Origin of the sequence: Glycomyces sp. MUSA5-2 (assembly GCF_037034145.1) — a bacterium.
Classification (GTDB): Bacteria; Actinomycetota; Actinomycetes; order Mycobacteriales; family Micromonosporaceae; genus Glycomyces; species Glycomyces artemisiae.
Window position 1 is genome coordinate 184,324 of the sequence record NZ_JBAGKG010000002.1, and the last position, 20,182, is coordinate 204,505.

The 20,182-nt window shown below is 69.9% G+C and carries 21 protein-coding genes; 16 read left to right on the forward strand and 5 right to left on the reverse strand.

Features of this window, described 5'->3' with window-relative positions; genetic code table 11:
- Positions 1–7 precede the first annotated feature (7 nt).
- Both cysD and WA640_RS06560 read left to right on the forward strand, forming a co-directional pair.
- Complete coding sequence (gene cysD, locus WA640_RS06555; RefSeq protein WP_106364962.1) at positions 8–910, forward strand: sulfate adenylyltransferase subunit CysD; 903 nt, start codon at positions 8–10, stop codon at positions 908–910.
- Entirely contained in the window at positions 911–2,188 is a 1,278-nt protein-coding gene (locus WA640_RS06560; RefSeq protein ID WP_335986756.1) for a sulfate adenylyltransferase subunit 1, read from the forward strand.
- 43 nt (positions 2,189–2,231) lie between these two features.
- Here the strand turns inward: WA640_RS06560 and WA640_RS06565 are convergent, their stop codons facing one another.
- From WA640_RS06565 to WA640_RS06585, 5 genes are all read right to left on the reverse strand, one after another.
- The gene (locus WA640_RS06565; protein ID WP_335986758.1) at positions 2,232–2,573 is read right to left on the reverse strand and encodes an MmcQ/YjbR family DNA-binding protein; all 342 of its coding nucleotides are present in this window, start codon (positions 2,571–2,573) and stop codon (positions 2,232–2,234) included.
- A gap of 39 nt (positions 2,574–2,612) precedes the next feature.
- Positions 2,613–3,317 (reverse strand): hypothetical protein, encoded by a 705-nt coding sequence (locus WA640_RS06570; RefSeq protein WP_335986759.1) that lies wholly within the window; start codon positions 3,315–3,317, stop codon positions 2,613–2,615.
- 10 nt (positions 3,318–3,327) lie between these two features.
- Positions 3,328–3,948 (reverse strand): DUF305 domain-containing protein, encoded by a 621-nt coding sequence (locus tag WA640_RS06575; protein WP_335986760.1) that lies wholly within the window; start codon positions 3,946–3,948, stop codon positions 3,328–3,330.
- 84 nt (positions 3,949–4,032) lie between these two features.
- Positions 4,033–4,977, reverse strand: coding sequence for a DUF3105 domain-containing protein (locus tag WA640_RS06580; RefSeq protein WP_335986761.1), 945 nt, complete (start codon positions 4,975–4,977; stop codon positions 4,033–4,035).
- 153 nt (positions 4,978–5,130) lie between these two features.
- The gene (locus WA640_RS06585; RefSeq protein WP_245889010.1) at positions 5,131–5,832 is read right to left on the reverse strand and encodes a DUF3105 domain-containing protein; all 702 of its coding nucleotides are present in this window, start codon (positions 5,830–5,832) and stop codon (positions 5,131–5,133) included.
- A 103-nt stretch (positions 5,833–5,935) separates the two neighbouring features.
- On the opposite strand from WA640_RS06585, the gene argS reads away from it, so the two are divergent.
- The 14 genes from argS (at position 5,936) to atpB (ending at position 20,088) form a co-directional block, all read left to right on the forward strand.
- Complete coding sequence (gene argS / locus WA640_RS06590; RefSeq protein WP_335986762.1) at positions 5,936–7,585, forward strand: arginine--tRNA ligase; 1,650 nt, start codon at positions 5,936–5,938, stop codon at positions 7,583–7,585.
- Positions 7,585–8,982: a diaminopimelate decarboxylase gene (lysA, locus tag WA640_RS06595; RefSeq protein ID WP_335986763.1), complete on the forward strand. Its 1,398-nt coding sequence runs from the start codon at positions 7,585–7,587 to the stop codon at positions 8,980–8,982. The genes argS and lysA overlap by 1 nt, the downstream gene beginning before the upstream one ends.
- 51 nt (positions 8,983–9,033) lie before the next feature.
- Positions 9,034–10,311: a homoserine dehydrogenase gene (locus WA640_RS06600; RefSeq protein WP_335986764.1), complete on the forward strand. Its 1,278-nt coding sequence runs from the start codon at positions 9,034–9,036 to the stop codon at positions 10,309–10,311.
- 7 nt (positions 10,312–10,318) lie between these two features.
- Positions 10,319–11,389, forward strand: a complete 1,071-nt coding sequence (gene thrC / locus WA640_RS06605) for a threonine synthase (RefSeq protein WP_335986765.1) — start codon at positions 10,319–10,321, stop codon at positions 11,387–11,389.
- A 15-nt stretch (positions 11,390–11,404) separates the two neighbouring features.
- The gene (thrB, locus tag WA640_RS06610) at positions 11,405–12,325 is read left to right on the forward strand and encodes a homoserine kinase (protein WP_335986766.1); all 921 of its coding nucleotides are present in this window, start codon (positions 11,405–11,407) and stop codon (positions 12,323–12,325) included.
- Positions 12,326–12,852: 527 nt separating this feature from the next.
- Entirely contained in the window at positions 12,853–14,802 is a 1,950-nt protein-coding gene (gene rho, locus WA640_RS06615) for a transcription termination factor Rho (RefSeq protein ID WP_335986767.1), read from the forward strand.
- 158 nt (positions 14,803–14,960) lie between these two features.
- Positions 14,961–15,191, forward strand: a complete 231-nt coding sequence (gene rpmE, locus WA640_RS06620) for a 50S ribosomal protein L31 (RefSeq protein WP_106364949.1) — start codon at positions 14,961–14,963, stop codon at positions 15,189–15,191.
- Between the two features lie 90 nt (positions 15,192–15,281).
- Positions 15,282–16,367 carry a peptide chain release factor 1 gene (gene prfA, locus WA640_RS06625; protein WP_106364948.1) on the forward strand — a complete coding sequence of 362 codons (1,086 nt, stop codon included), beginning with the start codon at positions 15,282–15,284 and terminating at the stop codon, positions 16,365–16,367.
- The gene (gene prmC / locus WA640_RS06630) at positions 16,364–17,200 is read left to right on the forward strand and encodes a peptide chain release factor N(5)-glutamine methyltransferase (RefSeq protein WP_106364947.1); all 837 of its coding nucleotides are present in this window, start codon (positions 16,364–16,366) and stop codon (positions 17,198–17,200) included. Before prfA ends, prmC begins: the two co-directional genes overlap by 4 nt.
- Positions 17,197–17,940: an L-threonylcarbamoyladenylate synthase gene (locus tag WA640_RS06635; protein WP_335986768.1), complete on the forward strand. Its 744-nt coding sequence runs from the start codon at positions 17,197–17,199 to the stop codon at positions 17,938–17,940. The genes prmC and WA640_RS06635 overlap by 4 nt, the downstream gene beginning before the upstream one ends.
- The gene (locus WA640_RS06640; protein WP_335986769.1) at positions 17,937–18,488 is read left to right on the forward strand and encodes an arsenate reductase/protein-tyrosine-phosphatase family protein; all 552 of its coding nucleotides are present in this window, start codon (positions 17,937–17,939) and stop codon (positions 18,486–18,488) included. The genes WA640_RS06635 and WA640_RS06640 overlap by 4 nt, the downstream gene beginning before the upstream one ends.
- The gene (locus tag WA640_RS06645) at positions 18,485–18,886 is read left to right on the forward strand and encodes a hypothetical protein (RefSeq protein WP_335986770.1); all 402 of its coding nucleotides are present in this window, start codon (positions 18,485–18,487) and stop codon (positions 18,884–18,886) included. The genes WA640_RS06640 and WA640_RS06645 overlap by 4 nt, the downstream gene beginning before the upstream one ends.
- Positions 18,887–19,018: 132 nt before the next feature.
- Complete coding sequence (locus tag WA640_RS06650) at positions 19,019–19,237, forward strand: AtpZ/AtpI family protein (protein ID WP_091053281.1); 219 nt, start codon at positions 19,019–19,021, stop codon at positions 19,235–19,237.
- A gap of 38 nt (positions 19,238–19,275) precedes the next feature.
- Positions 19,276–20,088: a F0F1 ATP synthase subunit A gene (gene atpB, locus WA640_RS06655; RefSeq protein ID WP_106364944.1), complete on the forward strand. Its 813-nt coding sequence runs from the start codon at positions 19,276–19,278 to the stop codon at positions 20,086–20,088.
- Positions 20,089–20,182: the final 94 nt, after the last annotated feature.

The following is a 20,182-nucleotide window of genomic DNA, read 5'->3' on the forward strand; positions in this document are numbered from 1 at the left end:
TGCGCCGGTGAGCGACTATCGAATCAGCCATACCGCCGCGCTGGAGGCCGAGGCGATCTTCATCTTCCGTGAGGTCGCGGCCACCTGTCAGCGCCCCGTGCTGCTCTTCTCGGGCGGCAAGGACTCGATCGTCATGCTGCACCTGGCGCAGAAGGCGTTCGCGCCCGCGCCGATCCCGTTCCCGGTCATGCACGTCGACACCGGCCAGAACTTCGCGGAGGTCATCGACTACCGCGACCGCCGCGTCGCCGAGACCGGCGTCCAGCTCATCGTCGCGTCCGTGCAGGACGCCATCGACCGCGGCATGGTCACCGAGCCGCCGGACGGCACCCGCAACCGCATCCAGACGCCCGTGCTCCTGGAGGCAGCCGAGAAGTACCAGTTCGACGCCCTGTTCGGCGGGGCCCGCCGCGACGAGGAGAAGGCCCGCGCCAAGGAGCGCGTGTTCTCCTTCCGCGACGACTTCGGCCAGTGGGACCCGAAGAACCAGCGGCCCGAGCTGTGGAACCTGTACAACGGGCGCGTCCACCCGGGCGAGCAGATCCGGGTGTTCCCGCTGTCGAACTGGACCGAGCTCGACGTGTGGCGCTACATCGGCTCCGAGTCGATCCCGCTGCCCGAGGTGTACTTCGCGTCCGAGCGCGAAGTGGTCGACCGCGGCGGGATGCTCTACGCGGTCAACGAGTTCATCCAGGTGCGCGAGGGCGAGACCGTCTTCAAGGAGACCGTCCGCTACCGCACCGTCGGCGACGCGAACCTGACCGCCGGGGTCCGCTCCGAGGCGACGACCATCGAGGAGATCATCGCCGAGGTCGAGGTCACCCGCGTCACCGAGCGCGGCGCGACCCGCGGCGACGACAAGACCTCTGAAGCGGCCATGGAAGACCGCAAGCGGGAAGGGTACTTCTAGATGACCGACACGCTGACCTCGCGCGAGGACACGCACGAGCTGCTGCGCTTCGCCACGGCCGGTTCGGTCGACGACGGCAAGTCCACGCTCATCGGGCGGCTCCTGTTCGACTCGAAGTCGCTGTTCGACGACCAGTGGGACGCTGTGGAGGCCGTCTCCGCGGGCCGCGGCGACGAGTACACCGACCTGGCGCTGCTCACCGACGGCCTGCGCTCGGAGCGCGAGCAGGGCATCACCATCGACGTCGCGTACCGCTACTTCTCCACGCCCGAGCGGAAGTTCATCATCGCGGACACCCCCGGGCACATCCAGTACACGCGGAACATGGTCACCGGCGCCTCGACCGCCGACCTGGCGCTGATCCTCGTGGACGCCCGCAAGGGCCTGGTGGAGCAGTCGCGGCGGCACGCGTTCCTGTGCTCGCTGCTGCGCGTCCCGCACATGGTCCTGTGCGTCAACAAGATGGACCTCGTGGACTACGACGAGGCCGTGTTCAAGCAGATCGAGAACGAGTTCAAGGCGTTCGCGACGAAGCTCGAAGTCCCCGACCTCACCGTGGTCCCGATCTCGGCGCTCAAGGGCGACAACGTCGTCCACCGCTCCGAGAACATGCCGTGGTTCCAGGGCCCGAGCCTCCTCCACCACCTGGAGAAGGTCCACATCGCCTCGGACCGCAACCTCGTCGACGTGCGCTTCCCGGTCCAGCACGTGATCCGGCCGCACTCCAGCGACAACCACGACTACCGCGGCTACGCGGGCCAGATCGCCTCCGGCGTCATGAAGCCCGGCGACGAGGTCATGGTGCTGCCCAGCGGCTTCACCTCCCGCATCGCGTCGATCGAGACCGCCGACGGGCCCCTCGACGAGGCGTTCCCGCCCCTGTCGGTCACGGTCCGCCTGGAGGACGAGCTCGACGTCTCCCGCGGCGACATGCTCTGCCGCCCCGGCAACCAGCCGCGCGTCGCCCAGGACATCGAGGCGATGGTCTGCTGGATGGACGAGTCCCGGCCGCTGCGCCTGCGCGGCAAGTACGCCATCAAGCACACCACGGCCGACGCGCGCGCCGTCGTCAAGGACGTCCAGTACCAGCTCGACGTCAACACCCTCCACCGCGACGAGTCCGCGAACGAGCTGAAGCTCAACGAGATCGGCCGCGTCACGCTCCGCACCACGAAGCCGCTCCTGTGCGACGACTACCGCCGCAACCGCTCCACCGGCGGCTTCATCATCATCGACGAGTCCGACAACCGCACCGTCGGCGCGGGCATCATCGTCTAAGTGCTGCAAGGAGGAACGGGCCCGGCCGAAGGCCGGGCCCGTTTCAGCTCTCCTCCCAGGCCTTCTTGACTCTGACGGGGGCCTTGGCGTACCAGGCGTCCTCGATGAGTTCGGTGAGGCGGGGGAGGTCGATGCGGTCGAGGTCGACGAGGATCATGGCGTAGCCGTCGTAGTGCTTGGTGGTGTAGTAGGTCGGGTCCGCGGAGGCGAGGAGGGCGGCTTTCTCGCTCGGGTCGCAGACGATCGCGAGGCCGCCTTCGGCCTCGGTGCGGAGGCGGGCGAAGAAGCGGCCCTTCACTTTGAGGGAGGGCGTCTGCCAGCTGGTGGTCTCTTCGACCTCGGGGTAGCGCATCGCGATCTCGACCACGTCGTCCCAGGTAGCCATATGTCCATGTTCCCGCAAGGGTGCGACATTCTCAGGCCGTCAGGGGTTGATCCAGTTGCCGATCGTGATGAGGCTCGCGGCGGAGGCGCCGAGGACGGCGGTGGCGACGACGGCGGCGGCGAGGAGCCGCAGCGGGGTCTGGGTCCAGTCGGGGCCGATCTGGTGGCGCATCGCGGGCATCGAGCCGGTGCCAGGCTCGGGCTGGGGCGACTCGTACGCCTCGGGGATCTCCTCGGGCTTGGGCCGCATGAACGCCGACGTGGGGAGCAGCTGCGTGTCGCCGGAGGTGAGGCCGCCGTCGATGCGGACGTGGTCGACCTGGACGGTCACCGGCCCGACCGCGCCCCGCAGGCCGTCGCCGACGCGCGCGAACTGCGTCGTGTCGTCCGAGCGGGGCCGCGAGGGCTCCGTGCGCGGCTGCGAGGTCTCCCAGGAGTACCGGAACCGGTTGGACTGCATGTCGGTCGGCGGCGAGCCGTCGCGGCCCGCGCGCGGGACCGACCAGCCGCCCGCCCGGGGCTCCTCGCGGGGCGCCGAGGGCTCGGCGAAGCGGCCGTGGTCGTCGGGGCGCTCCCAGGAGTAGCGCGGCCGGGACGGCTCGCGCGTGCGGGGGAGCGCGCCGGAGACGGTGTCGACCTGGACGGTCTTGAGCTCGTCGGTGCCGCGGCCGTCGCCGACCCGGGGCAGCTCCCCGGTCGTCGGGTGCGCCGGGTCGCCGTATCGCGGTCCCCAGTTGTCGCTCACGGCGGACTCCCTAGTTCTCGACGGTCGAGAGGATCCTGTCGCGGTGGCCTTCGAGGTTCTCGATCTCGGCCTGCTGCACCGTGATCGTGCGCTGCGCCGCATCCGTGACCAGCGAGTTGTCGGTCAGGTCCAGCGCGGCCTTCGCCATGTCGACGCCGCCGATGTGGTGGTCGATCATCAGGTTCGCGAACATGACGTCCGCGTCGGTCCCCGTGGTGGCCTTGAACTCCGCGAGCTGCTCGTCGGTCGCCATGCCGGGCATGAGCCCCCCGGCCGCCTCGGAGTCGTGGGCGTGCTCCTCGCCCGCCCACGCCATCGGCTCGCCGCTGGACAGCTGCACGCCCCACTGGCGCAGCCAGGAGCGGTACATGCCCATCTCGGCGCTCTGCGAGGTGGCGATGTCGTACGCGACGGCCTTCATCGTCTCGTCGGAGCCGTTCTGCCACTCGTACATGGCCATGTCGACAGCCTGCTGGTGGTGCGTGATCATGTCGCGCGCGAACCCGGCCTCGACGGAGTCGTTGCCGGGGGAGGACGTGCCGACCACGTAGCCGACCGCCCCGCCCGCGGCGAGCATGAGCACCGCGGTGATCGCGATCAGCACCGCGGGACGGCGCCACAAGCCGCTCATTCGTCCTCCTTCAGCGGGCGCCCTCGCGGAGCGCCCGCACCCTCGTCATGCCTAACGAGCGTCGGCCCGAAAGGTTCGCCGCCGTCAGCCCGTCGGCATCTGCCCGGCGTCCTCGACCGTGGTCGAGACGCCGCCGGAGCACGCCGCGTTGGCCTCGGCCGTGTTGTCGGCGTTCTGGATGTAGTAGTCCAGGAACTCGTCGATCTTCGGGTCGTTCAGGTCGTCCGTCTGGTACTGGACGCCCCACGCCTGGACCGACACTTCCACGCCCTGCTCGGGGTAGGGGCTCATGAGGGTGTAGTCGCGGCCGTTGATCTTCTCGGAGAGCTGCGCGATGCCGTCGCCGTCGACCAGCGCCGGGTCGTAGGTCAGCCAGACCGCGCCGTGCTCCAGGGAGTGGACGGCGTTGCCGTCGACGATCGCGGCCGCGTACACCGAGCCGGTGCAGGTCTGCCACGCGCCGAGGTGGTTGCCGCCGGTCGGCGGGGTCGTCTCGTACGTGGGGTTGTCGTTCGAGGTGTCCTCGTCGCCGTCGACGTGGGTCTGCTGGACCACCCACGGGTGCTCCAGGTCCTCTTCGGTGACGTCGCCGTCCTGGAGGGCCTTGGAGACCTCGGAGTAGTTGGCGTACTCGCCGTAGTAGTCGGTGACGCCTTCCGGCGGCTGGCTCCGGTCCCAGACGACGAACACGGCGGCCCCGATGAGGCCGAGCGCGACGACGCCGACGCCGGCGAACGTGAGGATCAAGCCCCACGGCTTCGGCTGCTTCACCTGGACCGCGCGGCCCTTGCGGCCGGGTCCGGACTTCGCGTTCTTCGAGGAGGTGTCGAAGGCGCTCTTGCCGGAGCTCTTGGCGGGCGTCTTCCCGGCGCCCTTGGCCGGGGTCTTGCCCGAGGTCTTGGCCTTGGACGAGCCCTTGGACCCGGCGGACTCCTTCACCGGAGTCTCCTTCGGGTCCTCGGCGGAGTCGCCTTTGCCAGTGCTGCCCTTGCCGGCGCTCTTGGTGGCGGATTGCTTCTTGGTAGCCATATCGCGGGGCGTGCCTCTATCGTCGACGACAGGTTGAGCCAGCGGCACCGGGGGAGGGCCCGGCATGAACACCACTCGCGTAGGCCACCTTACCTGGTCGGGCCGCGACCCTTCTTTAGAGACGAGGCTTATTCGCGGCCCGTGCCCGTCCGGCTACGACTCGACCGTGGTGTTCACCCCACCTGCGCAGGTCGCCATCGACTCCGGGTTGAACCGGTCGTTGAGGATGAACTCGTCCAGGTACGCCTCGATCACCGGGTCGGCCGGGTCGTCGGTCTGGTACCGGTTGCCCCACGACTGGAGCGACACCGCAGGCCCCTGCCCCGGGTACGGGCTCATCAGCGAGTAGTCCCGGTTCTGGATCAGCAGCGCCAGCGCGTCGACCGCCTCCGGCGCGACCAGTTCCGGGTCGTACGTCAGCCACACCGCGCCGTGCTCCATCGAGTGGACCGCGTGCCCGTCGATCAGCGGCGCGTCGTACACCGACCCGGTGCACGTCTGCCACACGCTCAGGTGGTTCCCGCCCGCCGGCGGCACCAGGTCGTACACCGGCGGCTGCCCGTCCCAATCGGTCGCGGTGTCCACGTGCTCCTGCTGCGCCACGAACGGGTACTCCAGGTCCTCCGCGGTGACCTCGCCGTCCTGGATCGCGGCCATCACCGTCACGTAGTCGCCGTACTCCCCGTAGAACGACTCCACGCCCTCGATCGCGACGCCCTGCGCCGCCTCCTGCGAGGTCTCGTCGCCGGCCGCCGCGCCGTCCTCCCCCGAATCGGCGGCCGGAGTGCAGGCGGCGAGGGCCGCCAGGGCGAAGAGTGGAGCGAGCGCGGTCCAGCGGGTGCGAAGCGTGCGCATGTTCGGAGCCTTCCGTCGGAGTTGCCACTGACAACCTACCGGTGCAGGCCACACGGGCCTTTATCACTCGCAGGCCCAGAAGCCGGGAGTCTACGATTACCGGGTGACTCCTGAGACGCTCGCAGAGAAAGTGCTGTCCGCTACGCGCGATGCCTTCGAGGCCCTGAACCTCGACGCCGCCGTACTGCCCGCCGCGACGGCGGTGGAGCGACCCAGGGACCCCAAGCACGGCGACTACGCCTCCAACATCGCGCTCCAGACCGCGAAGAAGGCCGGCACCAACCCGCGCGCCCTCGCCGAGCAGATCGCCAAGAATTTGACCAGCACCGACGGTGTAGCCAAGGTCGACATCGCCGGGCCCGGCTTCCTCAACATCACCCTCGACGCCGCCGCCGCGGGCGAGATCGCCGGGAAGATCGTCGCCGCCGGAGACACCTACGGCGCCAACGAGTCCATGGCCGGGCACAACGTCAACCTGGAGTTCGTCTCCGCGAACCCGACCGGGCCCGTCCACATCGGCGCCGTCCGCTGGGCCGCCGTCGGCGACGCCCTCGCCCGGGTCATGCGCGCCTCCGGCGCGAAGGTCACCGCCGAGTACTACTTCAACGACGCCGGCTCCCAGATCGACAACTTCTCCGCGTCGCTCCTCGCCAGCGCCAAGGGCGAGCCGACCCCCGAGAACGGCTACGGCGGCGCCTACATCGCCGACATCACCGCCGACGTGCTCAAGCAGCACCCCGACGCGCTCGACGCCGACGACCCGCAGGAGGTCTTCCGGGTCGCCGGGGTCGACCTCATGTTCGCCGAGATCAAGTCCGACCTCGCCGACTTCGGGACCCACTTCGACGTCTTCTTCAACGAGAAGGACCTCCACGACAAGGGCGAGCTCGACGCCGCCGTGGAGCGCCTCGACAAGCAGGGCCACATCTTCGAGTCCGAAGGCGCGCTCTGGCTGCGCACCACGACCTTCGGCGACGACAAGGACCGGCCGCTGAAGAAGTCGAACGGCGAGTGGACCTACTTCGCCGCCGACTGCGCCTACTACCTCGACAAGCGCGAGCGCGGCTTCGACAAGCTCGTCATCATGCTCGGCGCCGACCACCACGGCTACATCGGCCGCATGCAGGCCATGAGCCGGGCCTTCGGCGACGAGCCGGGCACGCTCGAAATCCTCATCGGCCAGCTCGTCAACCTCCTGCGCGACGGCAAGCCGCTGCGGATGTCCAAGCGCGCGGGCACGGTCCTCGGCCTCGACGACATCGTCTCTGCGATCGGCGTGGACGCCGCCCGGTACGCGCTGGCGCGCTACTCCGCGGACTCCTCGATCGACCTCGACATCGACCTGTGGACCCGCAACTCCAGCGACAACCCGGTCTACTACGTGCAGTACGCGCACGCCCGCATCGCCGGGGTCCTGCGCAACGCCGCCGACCGCGGCGTCGACAAGGGCGAGACCTACGACGCGTCGGTGCTCACGCACGAGCGCGAGTCGGACCTGCTCAAGGCCCTCGCGGAGTTCCCGTCGGTGGTCGCGACCGCCGCCGAGCTGCGCGAGCCGCACCGGGTCGCCCGGTACGCCGAGGAGCTCGCGGGCGCCTACCACCGGTTCCAGCACGACTGCCGGGTCCTGCCCGTCGGCGACGAGGAGCCCACGGACCTCAACCGCGCCCGGCTGTGGGTCGTCGACGCGACGCGCACGGTCCTCGCGAACGCCCTCGCGCTGCTCGGCGTCTCGGCCCCGGAGCGGATGTAATGCGCACGCACGAAGCCGGTGCGCTGCACGGCGACTTCGACTCGCTGCGCCCGTCGTGGCTGGGCGTGCCCGATGACGTGAACACGCTGCTGCCGCAGCTGTGGGCCCGGAACGTGGAGCGCGCCGAGGACGGCGTGGTCCACGTCGGGGGGATCTCCGCGGAGAAGCTCGCGGCCGAGTTCGGCACGCCCGCGTACGTGTTCGACGAGGACGACTTCCGGGCGCGCTGCCGGGCCTGGACCGAGGCGTTCGCCGACTGCGACGTGTTCTACGCGTCGAAGGCGTTCTGCTCCAAGGCCGTGCTCCGCGCGGCCGCCGAGGAGGGCCTGTTCGTCGACGTGTGCACCGCGGGCGAGCTCGCGGTGGCGCTCGCGGCCGGGCTCGACCCGGCCCGGCTGGGCCTGCACGGCAACAACAAGTCCCTCGCCGAGTTGCACCAGGCCGTGGAGATCGGCGTGGGCCGGATCGTGGCCGACTCGTTCCAGGAGATCGAGCGGCTCGAAGCGATCGCGCGGGAGCTGGGCAAGCGCCCGAACGTGATGATTCGCGTGAACGTGGGCGTCGAGGCGCACACGCACGAGTTCATCGCCACCGCGCACGAGGACCAGAAGTTCGGGTTCTCGCTCGCCGACGGCGTCGCCTACGAGGCCGCGCGCCGCGTCATCGCCGCCGAGCACCTGAACCTGCTGGGCCTGCACTCGCACATCGGGTCGCAGATCTTCGACACCGCCGCGTTCGAGGTCTCGGCCGCGCGCGTGGCCCGCCTCCAGGCGAAGCTCCAGGCCGACTTCGGCGTCGTGCTCGGCGAGCTGGACCTCGGCGGCGGCTTCGGCATGGCGTACACGACGCAGGACGACCCGCAGGCGCCCGCCGACATCGCGTCGTCGCTGCGCAAGATCGTCGACGACGAGTGCGCGGCCGCGGGGATCAGCGTGCCGCGCCTGTCGATCGAGCCGGGCCGCAGCCTCATCGGGCCGTCGATGTTCACGCTCTACGAGGTCGGCACGGTCAAGCCCGTGACGCTCTCGGGCGGGGCCTCGCGCCTGTACGTCTCCGTCGACGGCGGCATCAGCGACAACATCCGGACCGCGCTCTACGACGCCACCTACTCGGCGACGCTCGCCTCGCGTTCGTCCTCCGCCACACCGGCGCTCGCCCGCGTTGTGGGAAAGCATTGCGAATCCGGCGACATTGTTGTTAAAGATGAATTCCTCCCGGCCGACGTCAGGCCGGGGGACCTGCTCGCGGTCCCGGGGACCGGCGCCTACTGCCGCTCCATGGGCTCGAACTACAACCACGTGCCCCGCCCGCCGGTGGTGGCCGTCCGCGACGGCCAGGCCCGGGTGATCCTGGCACGTGAGACCGTCGACGACCTGTTGCGTCTCGACGTCGGCTAGACCGGGCGCGCCCGCGCGACCGGCTGAACCCACAGAAAGAGGACACCAGCGATGAAACTCGCGCTACTCGGATGCGGCACCGTCGGCAGTGAAGTCGTGCGCCTCATGCGAACGCGCGGGGAGGAGCTGGCGGCCCGGGTGGGGGAGCCGGTCGAGATCGTCGGGATCGCCGTGCGCCGCCTCGACCGGGACCGCTCGCACCTGCCGGTGCCCAAGGAGCTGTTCACCAACGACGCGCTGAGCCTCGTCAAGCGCGAGGACGTCGACATCGTCGTGGAGGTCGCCGGGGGCATCGAGCCCGCCCGCACCTGGATCACCACCGCCCTCGGCGAGGGCAAGTCCGTCGTGACCGCGAACAAGGCCCTCCTCGCCGAGGACGGCCCGGCCCTCGCGGCCGCCGCGAAGTCCGGCGGCGCGGACCTGTACTACGAGGCCGCCGCCGCGGCGGCGATCCCGCTCATGCGCCCGCTGCGCGAGTCGCTCCACGGCGACACGATCAACCGGGTCCTGGGGATCGTCAACGGCACCACGAACTACATCCTCAGCAGCATGTCGCAGACCGGCGCGGCGTTCGAGGAGGCCCTCGGCGAGGCCACCGAGCTCGGCTACGCCGAAGCGGACCCGACCGCCGACGTCGACAACTACGACGCCGCCGCGAAGGCCGCGCTCATCGCCTCGCTGGCGTTCCACACCCACATTGACCTCGGCGAGGTCTACCGGGAGGGCATCCGCGACGTCACCGCCGCCGACATCGCGTCGGCCGCCGCCGAAGGGCGCGTCGTCAAGCCGCTGTGCATCGCCACCCGGGAGGCCGACGGCGTGTCCGTGCGCGTCCACCCGGCGATGATCCCCGCGAGCCACCCGCTCGCGAACGTCAACGGCGCGTACAACGCCGTGTTCGTCGAGGCCGAGTCCGCGGGCCGCCTCATGTTCTACGGAGCGGGAGCGGGCGGCACCGAGACCGCGTCGGCCGTGCTCGGCGATATCGTGGCCGTGGCGCGCAACAAGCGCGGCGGGATCACCGCGTTCCCGCCCGAGGCCGCCTACCAGGACCTGCCGGTGAAACCCATCGGCGAGGCCCGCACCCGCTACCACGTCAGCCTCGACGTAGTGGACGAGCCCGGCGTGCTCGCCCGCGTGGCGGCCACCTTCGCCCACCACGGCGTCAGCCTCGCCACCGTCCACCAGTCCGGCCGCGGCGACGACGCCCAGCTGGTGGTGGTCACCCACACGGCCGCCGACAAGCAGTTGTCGGACACCGTCGAAGAACTGTCGCAGCTGACGTCGGTGCACCAGGTCACCAGCGTCATGCGCGTCGAAGGAGAATGAGGACGAGATGTCCCCTTCCGCCATGCGCCCCGGCTGGCGCGGCCTGATCGAGGAATTCCGCGACCGCCTGCCCGTCACCGAGGCCACGCCCGTCGTGACCCTCCAGGAGGGCGGCACGCCGCTGCTCCCCGCGCCCGTCCTGTCCGCGAAGACCGGCTGCGACGTGTACCTCAAGATCGAGGGCCTCAACCCGACCGGGTCCTTCAAGGACCGCGGCATGACCCTCGCGGTCTCCAAGGCCGTCGAGGACGGCTCGAAGGCCGTCATCTGCGCCTCCACCGGCAACACGTCGGCGTCGGCCGCGGCCTACGCCGCCCGCGCGGGGATCACCTGCGCGGTGCTCATCCCGGCCGGGAAGATCGCGCTCGGCAAGCTCGCGCAGGCGCTCGTCCACGGCGCCAAGGTCCTCCAGGTCGACGGGAACTTCGACGACTGCCTGACCATCGCCGACAAGCTCGCCATCGAGTACCCGGTCACGCTCGTCAACCACCTGAACTACAACCGCATCCTCGGGCAGAAGACCGCCGCGTACGAGGTCGTGCAGGTCCTCGGCGACGCCCCGGACATCCACTGCCTCCCGGTCGGCAACGCGGGCAACATCACCGCCTACTGGCTCGGGTACAACGAGGACCACGCCGCAGGCGCGGCCACGAAGCTCCCGCGGATGCTCGGCGTCCAGGCCGCCGGGTCGGCCCCGATCGTCGACGGCCGCGTCGTGGAGCACCCGCAGACCATCGCCACCGCGATCCGCATCGGCAACCCCGCGTCGTGGACGAAGGCCCTCGACGCCAAGGCCGAGTCGAACGGCGACATCATCGCCGCCACCGACCGCGAGATCCACGCCGCGTACATGCTCCTGGCCCGCTCCGAAGGCGTCTTCGTCGAACTCGCCTCCGCCGCGTCGGTCGCGGGCCTGCTCAAGCAGGCCGCCGCGGGCTGGCTCGAACCCGGCCAGACCGTCGTCTGCACCGTCACCGGCAACGGCCTCAAGGACCCCGACTGGGCCGTCTCCACCGCGCCGCAGCCGCAGACCGTCCCCGTGGACGTCCTGCAGACCGCCACCGCACTGGGGCTCTAGTTGGGCGCCTTCGCCATGCACAATTACGGCTCCGCAAGCGTCGCCGAGGGCGGGCCGCGGGCGACCGTCCGCGTCCCGGCCACTTCAGCGAACCTCGGCCCCGGCTTCGACTCGCTCGGCCTCGCCCTCGACCTGTGGGACGAGGTCACCGCCGAGGCGACGAGCGGCACGGCGGTCACCGTCGAGGTCGAAGGGGAAGGCGCGGGCACCGTCCCGAGCGACGAGCGCCACCTCGTCGCCTCCTCGATGATCCGCACGTTCGCGTCGCTCGACCTCACGCCTCCCGGCTTGAACCTCAAGTGCCGCAACAGGATTCCGCACGCCCGCGGGCTCGGGTCCTCCTCCGCGGCGATCGTCGCGGGCATCATGCTCGCCGACGCGCTCGCCGGCGCCGGCCTGACGCGCGCGCAGAAGCTCAAGCTCGCCAGCGACATCGAGGGCCACCCCGACAACGTCGCGCCGTGCCTGCTCGGCGGCTTCACCATCGCCTACTCCACAGAGGACGGAGCGAAGGCGGTCGCGCTCGACCCGTCGCCGCGGCTGCACCCGTGGGTCTACATCCCGCGGGCGAAGGGCCTGACCTCGGTCGCCCGCGCCGCGCTCCCGGCCACGGTCGAATACGCCGACGCGGTGTACAACCTCTCGCGTTCGGCGCTGCTCGTGGCCGCGGTGACGGTGCGCCCCTCGCGCCTCTTCGAGGCCACCGAGGACCGCCTCCACCAGCGGTTCCGTGCCGCGGGAATGCCCGAGAGCACCCGGTTGTTGGAACAGCTGCGTGCCGCCGGAATCGCCGCGGCGATCTCCGGTGCGGGACCGACCGTGCTCGCCCTGGCGGTGGACGGCGCCGACGTCCCCGAGGCCCCCGAAGGCTTCGAGGCGAGGCGCCTGGACGTCGCCGACGGCGCAGTGCAGGTCGCACCGGCTCCGAACGAGTGATCCTCGGGTCCGTTGTTGGGAATGGCAAAGGTGCGCTACTATTCCAGTTAGACGACCACCCGGTGTCGTGACTGCTCGAAGCCTTGCTTATGCTTGTAGTCACAACAGCTGCGGCGCATCCAGCGCACGCCTGATCTCTTGTTTGGGTCATCACCCTCAACCATGGATTTGTGACTTTGCAAAGCTCCAGCGTGGCATGGCACGGTTTCGACGAAGGAACAGTCGCTGTCCGCATGGATCGCAATCAGCGGAGATCGGCGCCACGTGTCTCACCGTGCACGATCATTCAACGCGAGCTCGCCGGTCACAAACCCAGAGGCGTCGCCTCGATCAGGACCGTCTGCCCAGCGGACAGCCCAGGGGTGTTGCACCCGGTGTCAACCGTCGTCTTCCATCCGCCGCGCCCGCTCGGGCCGAGGCGGCCGAAGCGATGGCGGGACGCAGACCAGAACATCGGCATTGCGGCTATTTGAAAGACGCGGAAACTCCTCGAATCCCATTCGAAGTTCCGCCAGGGAAGGAATCCATTGAGCGACACCACCGGCACGACGTCGGACCGGATGAGCGATGCGGCGCCGACTTCGGGAGAGGAACTCCCCGAGGCCAAGAAGCGCCGCCGGGCAGGAACCGGTCTGGCCTCACTGCTGATGCCCGAGCTCCAGCAGATGGCGCAATCGCTCGGCATCACCGGCGTTGGCCGGATGCGCAAGAGCGAGCTGATCGCCGCCATCCAGGAACGGCAGGATGCGGGCTCGCAGCCCGGCGGTGCCAGCGCAGAACAGGAGGCCCCGCCAGTGCCTGACTCCGAACAATCACCGACCGCCGAGGGTCCGCAGGCCACTGTCGACACCGCGCCGGGCGACAACGGCTCCGAGAGCGCCGACGCCAAGGGCGGCAGTGCCGTTCGCCGGGCCACCCGCCCGGCCGGCCCGCCGCAGCCGCGCCGTCGCCAGGAGCACCAGCCGACGTTGCAGGACGACGAGGGCGGGTCCGCCGAGACCGCTTCGTCCGTCGCGACCATCGAGTCCGATGAGGACCGTCCGCAGCGCCGCCGCCGCACCCGTGAGAACGGGCGCGAGAACGGCCGCCAGGACCGCCGCGACGAGCAGCCCGAGGGCCGCGGCGACTCCCGCGAGCGCCGCAGCGAGCGCAACGAGCGCGACGACGACTACGACGACCGCGGTCCCCGCGACGGTGACGGCGAAGGCCGCCGCCGCAAGCGCCGCGACCGCTCCGACCGCCGCCAACGCGGCGGGCGCGACGAGAACGAGCGCGGCCAGCAGGGCGGCGGTGGCGGCGGCGCCCAGAACGACGAGCTGCTCGTCCCGGTCGCCGGCATCCTCGACATCCTCGACAACTACGCGTTCATCCGCACCACCGGCTACCTGGCCGGACCGGACGACGTGTACGTCTCGATGTCGCAGGTCCGCAAGTACCGGCTGCGCCGCGGCGACGCCATCACCGGCGCCGTCAAGCCCAGCCGCGGCGAGGAGCCCGGCAACGGCAACGGCGGCAACCAGGGCAAGCAGCGCCGCGAGAAGTACAACCCGCTGGTGCGCCTCGACACCGTCAACGGCATGAACCCCGACGACGCGAAGAAGCGCGACGAGTTCTACAAGCTCACGCCGCTGTACCCGCAGGAGCGCCTGCGCCTGGAGACCGAGCCGAACGCGCTCACCACCCGGGTCATCGACCTGGTGGCGCCGATCGGCAAGGGCCAGCGCGCCCTCATCGTCTCCCCGCCGAAGGCCGGCAAGACTATGGTGCTCCAGGCGATCGCGAACGCGATCACCACGAACAACCCCGAGTGCCACCTCATGGTGGTCCTCGCGGACGAGCGCCCCGAAGAGGTCACCGACATGCAGCGCTCGGTGAAGGGCGAGGTCATCGCCTCGACCTTCGACCGGCCGCCGTCGGACCACACCACGGTCGCCGAGCTCGCCATCGAGCGCGCGAAGCGCCTCGTGGAGCTGGGCCACGACGTGGTCGTGCTGCTCGACTCGATCACCCGCCTGGGCCGCGCGTACAACAACTCGTCGCCCGCGTCGGGCCGGATCCTGTCCGGCGGCATCGACTCGACCGCGCTCTACCCGCCGAAGCGCTTCCTGGGCGCCGCGCGGAACATCGAGCACGGCGGGTCGCTGACCATCATCGGCACGGCGCTGGTCGAGACCGGCTCCATGGGCGACACGGTCATCTTCGAGGAGTTCAAGGGCACCGGCAACGCCGAGCTCAAGCTGGACCGGAAGATCGCCGAGAAGCGCACCTGGCCCGCGATCGACGTGCACCAGTCGAGCACCCGCAAGGACGAGCTCATGATGAGCCCCGAGGAGCAGGCGGTCATGCTGAAGCTCCGCCGGGTCCTGTCCTCGCTGGAGCCGCAGCAGGCGATCGAGCTGCTCATCGACCGGCTGAAGAAGACCCAGACGAACGCCGAGTTCCTGATGTCCATCGTCAAGAGCACGCCCGGCGACTAGTCGTGTGAAGTGTGAGGCCGCCCTGGTTGAGAGCGGCCTCACGCCTTACCATTGATCGTTGGTGCGCAGGTCGCGCACCCGACCAGAGCCCTGCGGGGCCCGATGCGGTACCGGTTCACGGCGGAAGCCGACCCGGCGACCGATATGAAAGGGAAGTCATGAAAGAGGGCATCCACCCTGAGTACGTCGTCACCGAGGTGACCTGCTCCTGCGGGAACAGCTTCACCACCCGGTCGACGGTGACCAGCGGCAAGATCCAGGCTGCGACCTGCAACAAGTGCCACCCGTTCTACACCGGCAAGCAGCGCATCCTCGACACCGGCGGTCGCGTGGCCAAGTTCAAGGCCCGCTACGCCAAGGCTGCCGAGAAGGCCCAGGCCGGCAAGTAGCTGTGCTCCGCGGCGTCCGTGTCCCTGCGACACGGGCGCCGCGTTTTTCGTCCCGTCCGATGTCTTGCAAGGCTTTCTTAAGGAACAGAGATGACGTCCGCAGCCGACAACCGCCTGGAAATGCTCATCGCGGAATACCGCGACCTCGAAGTCCAGATGGGCGACCCCGCCCTGCACGCCGACCCGGCGCAGGCCCGGCGGGTCGGCCGCCGCTACGCGGAGCTGTCCCCGATCGCCAAGACCGCCGAGGACATCGCGACGGCGAAGGAGGACCTGGAGACCGCCGAGGAGCTCGCGAAGGAGGACGCCGACTTCGCGGAGGAGGCCGAGGGGCTGCGCAAGCGCATCCCCGAGCTGGAGGAGAAGCTCGCGGAGCTGCTCGTGCCGCGCGACCCCGACGACGCCAAGGACGTCATCATCGAGATCAAGGCCGGCGCGGGCGGCGAGGAGTCCGGCCTGTTCGCCGGGGACCTCATGCGCATGTACCTGCGCTACTTCGAGCGCATGGGCTGGGGCGTGGAGACCCTCGAAATGGTGCCCACCGACCTCGGCGGCGTCAAGGACTCCTCGATCGCCGTGCGCACCAAGGGGAACCCCGAAGGCGGCAACGGCGTGTGGTCCCGCATGAAGTTCGAGGGCGGCGTGCACCGCGTGCAGCGCGTGCCCGTGACCGAGTCGCAGGGCCGCGTCCACACCTCCGCGGCCGCGGTCGTCGTCATGCCCGAGGCCGAGGAGGTCGACTTCGAGCTGAACATGAACGACGTGCGGGTCGATGTGTACCGGTCCTCCGGGCCCGGCGGCCAGTCCGTCAACACCACCGACTCCGCGGTGCGCCTCACGCACGTGCCCACCGGCGTCGTGGTCACCTCGCAGAACGAGAAGAGCCAGCTCCAGAACAAGGAGGCGGCCATCAAGGTCCTGCGCGCCCGCCTGCTCGCGAAGCAGCAGGAGGAGGCCGCCGCCGCGGCCGGGGCCGCGCGGCTCTCGCAGGTGCGCACCGCCGACCGCTCCGAGCGCATCCGCACCTACAACTTCCCGCAGAACCGGCTCACCGACCACCGCGTCGGCTTCACCGCGTACAACCTCGACCAGGTCATGGACGGCGCCCTCGACGAGGTCCTCGACGCCCTCGCCGCAGCCGACCGCGCCGAGCGCATGGCGCGCGGTTCTGAGTGACGACCTGGACTGACACCGTGGCCGCCGCCGCGACGCTGCTCGCGGCGGCCGGCGTCCACTCGCCGCGCAACGACGCCGAGCTGCTCGCCGCCCACGTCTCGGGGCTCACCCGCGCGCAGCTGCTCATCGCCGACGGGCCCGACGAGCGGCAGCGCGCCGAGTTCGACGCGCTCGTAGCGCGCCGCGCCGCCCGCGAGCCGCTCCAGCACCTCACCGGCTCGGCCGCGTTCCGCTACGGCGAACTGGCGGTCGGCCCCGGCGTGTTCGTGCCCCGGCCCGAGACCGAGCTCCTCGTGGACTGGGCGCTCGCCCACTTGCCGGAGGGCGGCACCGTCATCGACGCGTGCTCCGGCTCCGGTGCCGTCGCGTACTCGATCGCCACCGAGCGGCCCGACGCGCGCGTCTGGGCCGTCGAGGTCGACCCCGACGCCTTCGAATGGCTCGAATCGAACCTCGAAGGCACGAACGCGGTGCCCGTGCTCGCCGACGCGACCGCCGCCTCCACGCTGAACGAGCTCGACGGCCTCGCCGACCTCGTCACCGCGAACCCGCCGTACGTGCCGTTCGAGATCGAAGTGGCGCCAGAGGTCGAATTCGACCCGTCCGGGGCCGTCTACGCCGCCGAGGCCGGGCTCGCGGTCATCCAGCCGCTCGCCGTGCGCGCCGCGAAGTGGCTCAAGCCCGGCGGGTGGTTCGGGTTCGAGCACGACGACACGCACGGCACGGTGGCGCCGGAGATCCTCCGTGTCAGCGGATTCACCGATGCGGAGGACCACGACGACCTCGCCGGCCGGCCGAGGTTCGCTACGGGAAGGCTAGGCTTGCTGCCGTGAGGCTGTTCAATTGCAGGAAGATCAAGGACCGCGCTACCGGCATCAAGTCCGCCGCGCGCGCCGTCACCGGCGGCCGCCTGGTCGTCATCCCCACCGACACCGTCTACGGGATCGGCTGTGACGCGTTCAACCACGCCGCCGTGAAGGCGCTCCTCGCCGCCAAGGGCCGCGGGCGCGACATGGCCCCGCCGGTCCTGGTGGGCTCCAAGCGCGCCCTCGACGGCATCGCCTCCGACGTGCCCGACTCTGCGAAGGAGCTCATCGAGGCGTTCTGGCCCGGCCCGCTCACCGTCGTGGTGCCCTACACCCCGACCCTGACCTGGGACCTCGGCGACACCGACGGCACCGTCGCGGTGCGCATGCCGCTGCACCCGCTCGCGATCGAGCTGCTCAAGGAGACCGGCCCCATGGCCGTGTCCTCCGCGAACAAGACCGGCCAGCCCCCGGCCGAGACCGCCACCGACGCGAAGGCCCAGCTCGGCTCCGACGTCTCCGTGTACCTGGAGGCCGGGCCCAGCGAGGACAACCTGCCCTCGACGATCGTCGACTGCGTCGCGCACCCGCCGCAGCTGCTGCGCGAGGGCGCCCTGACCCTGGAGCAGATCCGCAAGATCGTCCCCGACACGCTCGACCGCGACGGCTACGGCCCCGGCCAGCGCCCCGAGGACCAGGAGCAGGACGAGAACGCCGAGGCTCCCGAGGCCGCCGACGAGGCCCCCGCCGAGGAGAGCTCCGCGTGAGCGCGCCCTTCTCGGTCCTCCACGTGTGCACCGGCAACATCTGCCGGTCGCCCATGTCCGAGCGCATCCTCGACGGCCTCACCGGCGACGCCGTGTACAACCACGGCGCCGGGACCTCGTCGTGGCACGAGGGCGACGACATGCAGCCGTTCTCCGCGCGCGAACTGGAGGACCGCGGCTACGAGTCCGCCGGGCACGGCGCCCGGCACCTCGTCCGCGCCCACGTCGCGGCCTCGGACCTGATCCTCGTCGCCACCTCCGGGCACGCCGAGTTCATCGCCGAGTCCTACCCCGAGGCCGCCGGGAAGACCTTCCTCGTGCGCACCTTCGGCCGCATCGCCGCCGACGCCGCGGCCGAGCTGCCCGAGGGCGACGTGCAGACCCGCGGCAAGGCCCTCCTCGCGCTCGCCGAGGCCCGCTGCGGCGACTACGAGGACGCCGACCTGGCGGACCCATGGGGGATGAGCCGCACGGAGTACGCGCGGATCGCCGACCAGCTCGAAGCCGCCCTCAAGCCCGTCGCGGCGGCCCTGGAGGGCCAGTCGTGAAAACTGCGAGGGGCTTCCTGAAGCCGTGCTTCGCCGTCGCCGGGATCGCCGCGGTGATCGCGGCGGTCGTCGGCTGGATCACCGCGGGCGGGCCCGGCGCCTGGGGCGCCCCGGCAGGAGTAGCGTTGGCCGCCTTGGGTTTCGCCGGCTCGGTGCAAGCGGTCGCAGCAGCCGAGAAGATTGACCTGCGTCTCACCCTGCCTATGGCCTTGATCACATACGCGCTCAAGCTCGTAGTCGCGTTTTTTGCATTGTGGACGGTCCAATCGACGGTTCCGAATGCCTTGCTCCCCTTCGCCTGCGGGATCGTCGGCGGCGCCGTCGCGTGGCTCGCGACCCAGGCTGTCTGGGCATATAAGGCCAAGATTCCTTACATCGAGCTCGACCAGCCGTCTTGACGCGTCCTTGACGCCCGCTTGCGATGCGACACGCGGTGTTTCGTGGAGGTTGACAATTGCGCACGGATGGCGCTCATCTCAGCGAACCCGCTGGGCAGTTCCTGCTCAGTAGCTGTTAGAGTTCAATCCGACATGGCCGACATGGAACCCCCCGAACGCAAGCCCCAGCCCGACGGTTCGGACATGGGCTGGCGCGCTCTGGGATATCTGCTGTCCGGGATCATCGTCTGGGGTGGTCTCGGATATCTCGTCGACCTGTGGCTCGGACTGCCCAAAGTCGGGCTCCTGGTAGGGATGCTGGTCGGTGCTGGAGCGGGGATGTACCTGCTCATCAAGCAGATGTCGCCGTAGTTTTTTGTGACCGACACTGACTGAGAGGCGTGGCTCGCGTGACCGACTCAGCCATCGTGCTGGCCGAAGGGGAGTCCCACTTCCCGCCCGGTATCCACAGCTTTGACTTTGCCGACTGGTTCTCCGGGCTCACCGGGACCGCGCTCGCCCACATGTTCACCACCATCACGCTGGGCGTGTGGCTGACGGTCGCGATCCTCATCGTCTTCTTCCTGTGGGCCTACCGCAAGCCCCAGATCGTCCCCACCAAGAAGCAGTGGCTGGCCGAGTCCGCCTACGGCTTCATCCGGAACACCGTCGCCATCGACCTCATGGGCAAGAAGGACGGCGTGAAGTTCGCCCCGTACCTCGCGACCCTGTTCCTGTTCATCGTCCTCATGAACTTCTGGGCCATCGTGCCCGGCATCCAGATCTCGCCGAACGCGCACATCGCGTTCCCGGCGATGCTGGCGATCCTCTCGTGGATCATGTACGTCTGGGTCGGCATCAAGCAGCACGGCCTGGGCAAGTGGCTGAAGATCACGGTCGTGCCCCCGGGCGCCCCGGCGTTCATCTACCCGCTGCTGATCCCGATCGAGATCCTCCAGAACATCATCCTGCGCCCGGTCACCCTGGCCCTGCGGCTCTTCGCGAACATGTTCGCGGGCCACCTCATCCTGCTGGTGTTCATCCTCGGCGGGTTCGAGATGCTCAACTCCAGCAACTTCTTCATCCAGGGCCTGTCGATCTTCTCGTTCGGCATGGGCATCGCGATGACCCTCTTCGAGCTCATCGTCATCCTGCTCCAGGCGTACGTCTTCACGCTCCTGACGGGCATGTACATCCAGGGGTCCCTCGCGGAAGAGCACTAGAGCTCCCCGAAGCTTCCACCCCTCACCCAGAGATTTCGCAATTGAACAACATCGTGCGCGTGACGGTCACGCCACGCTGACACCTAGGAGAAAG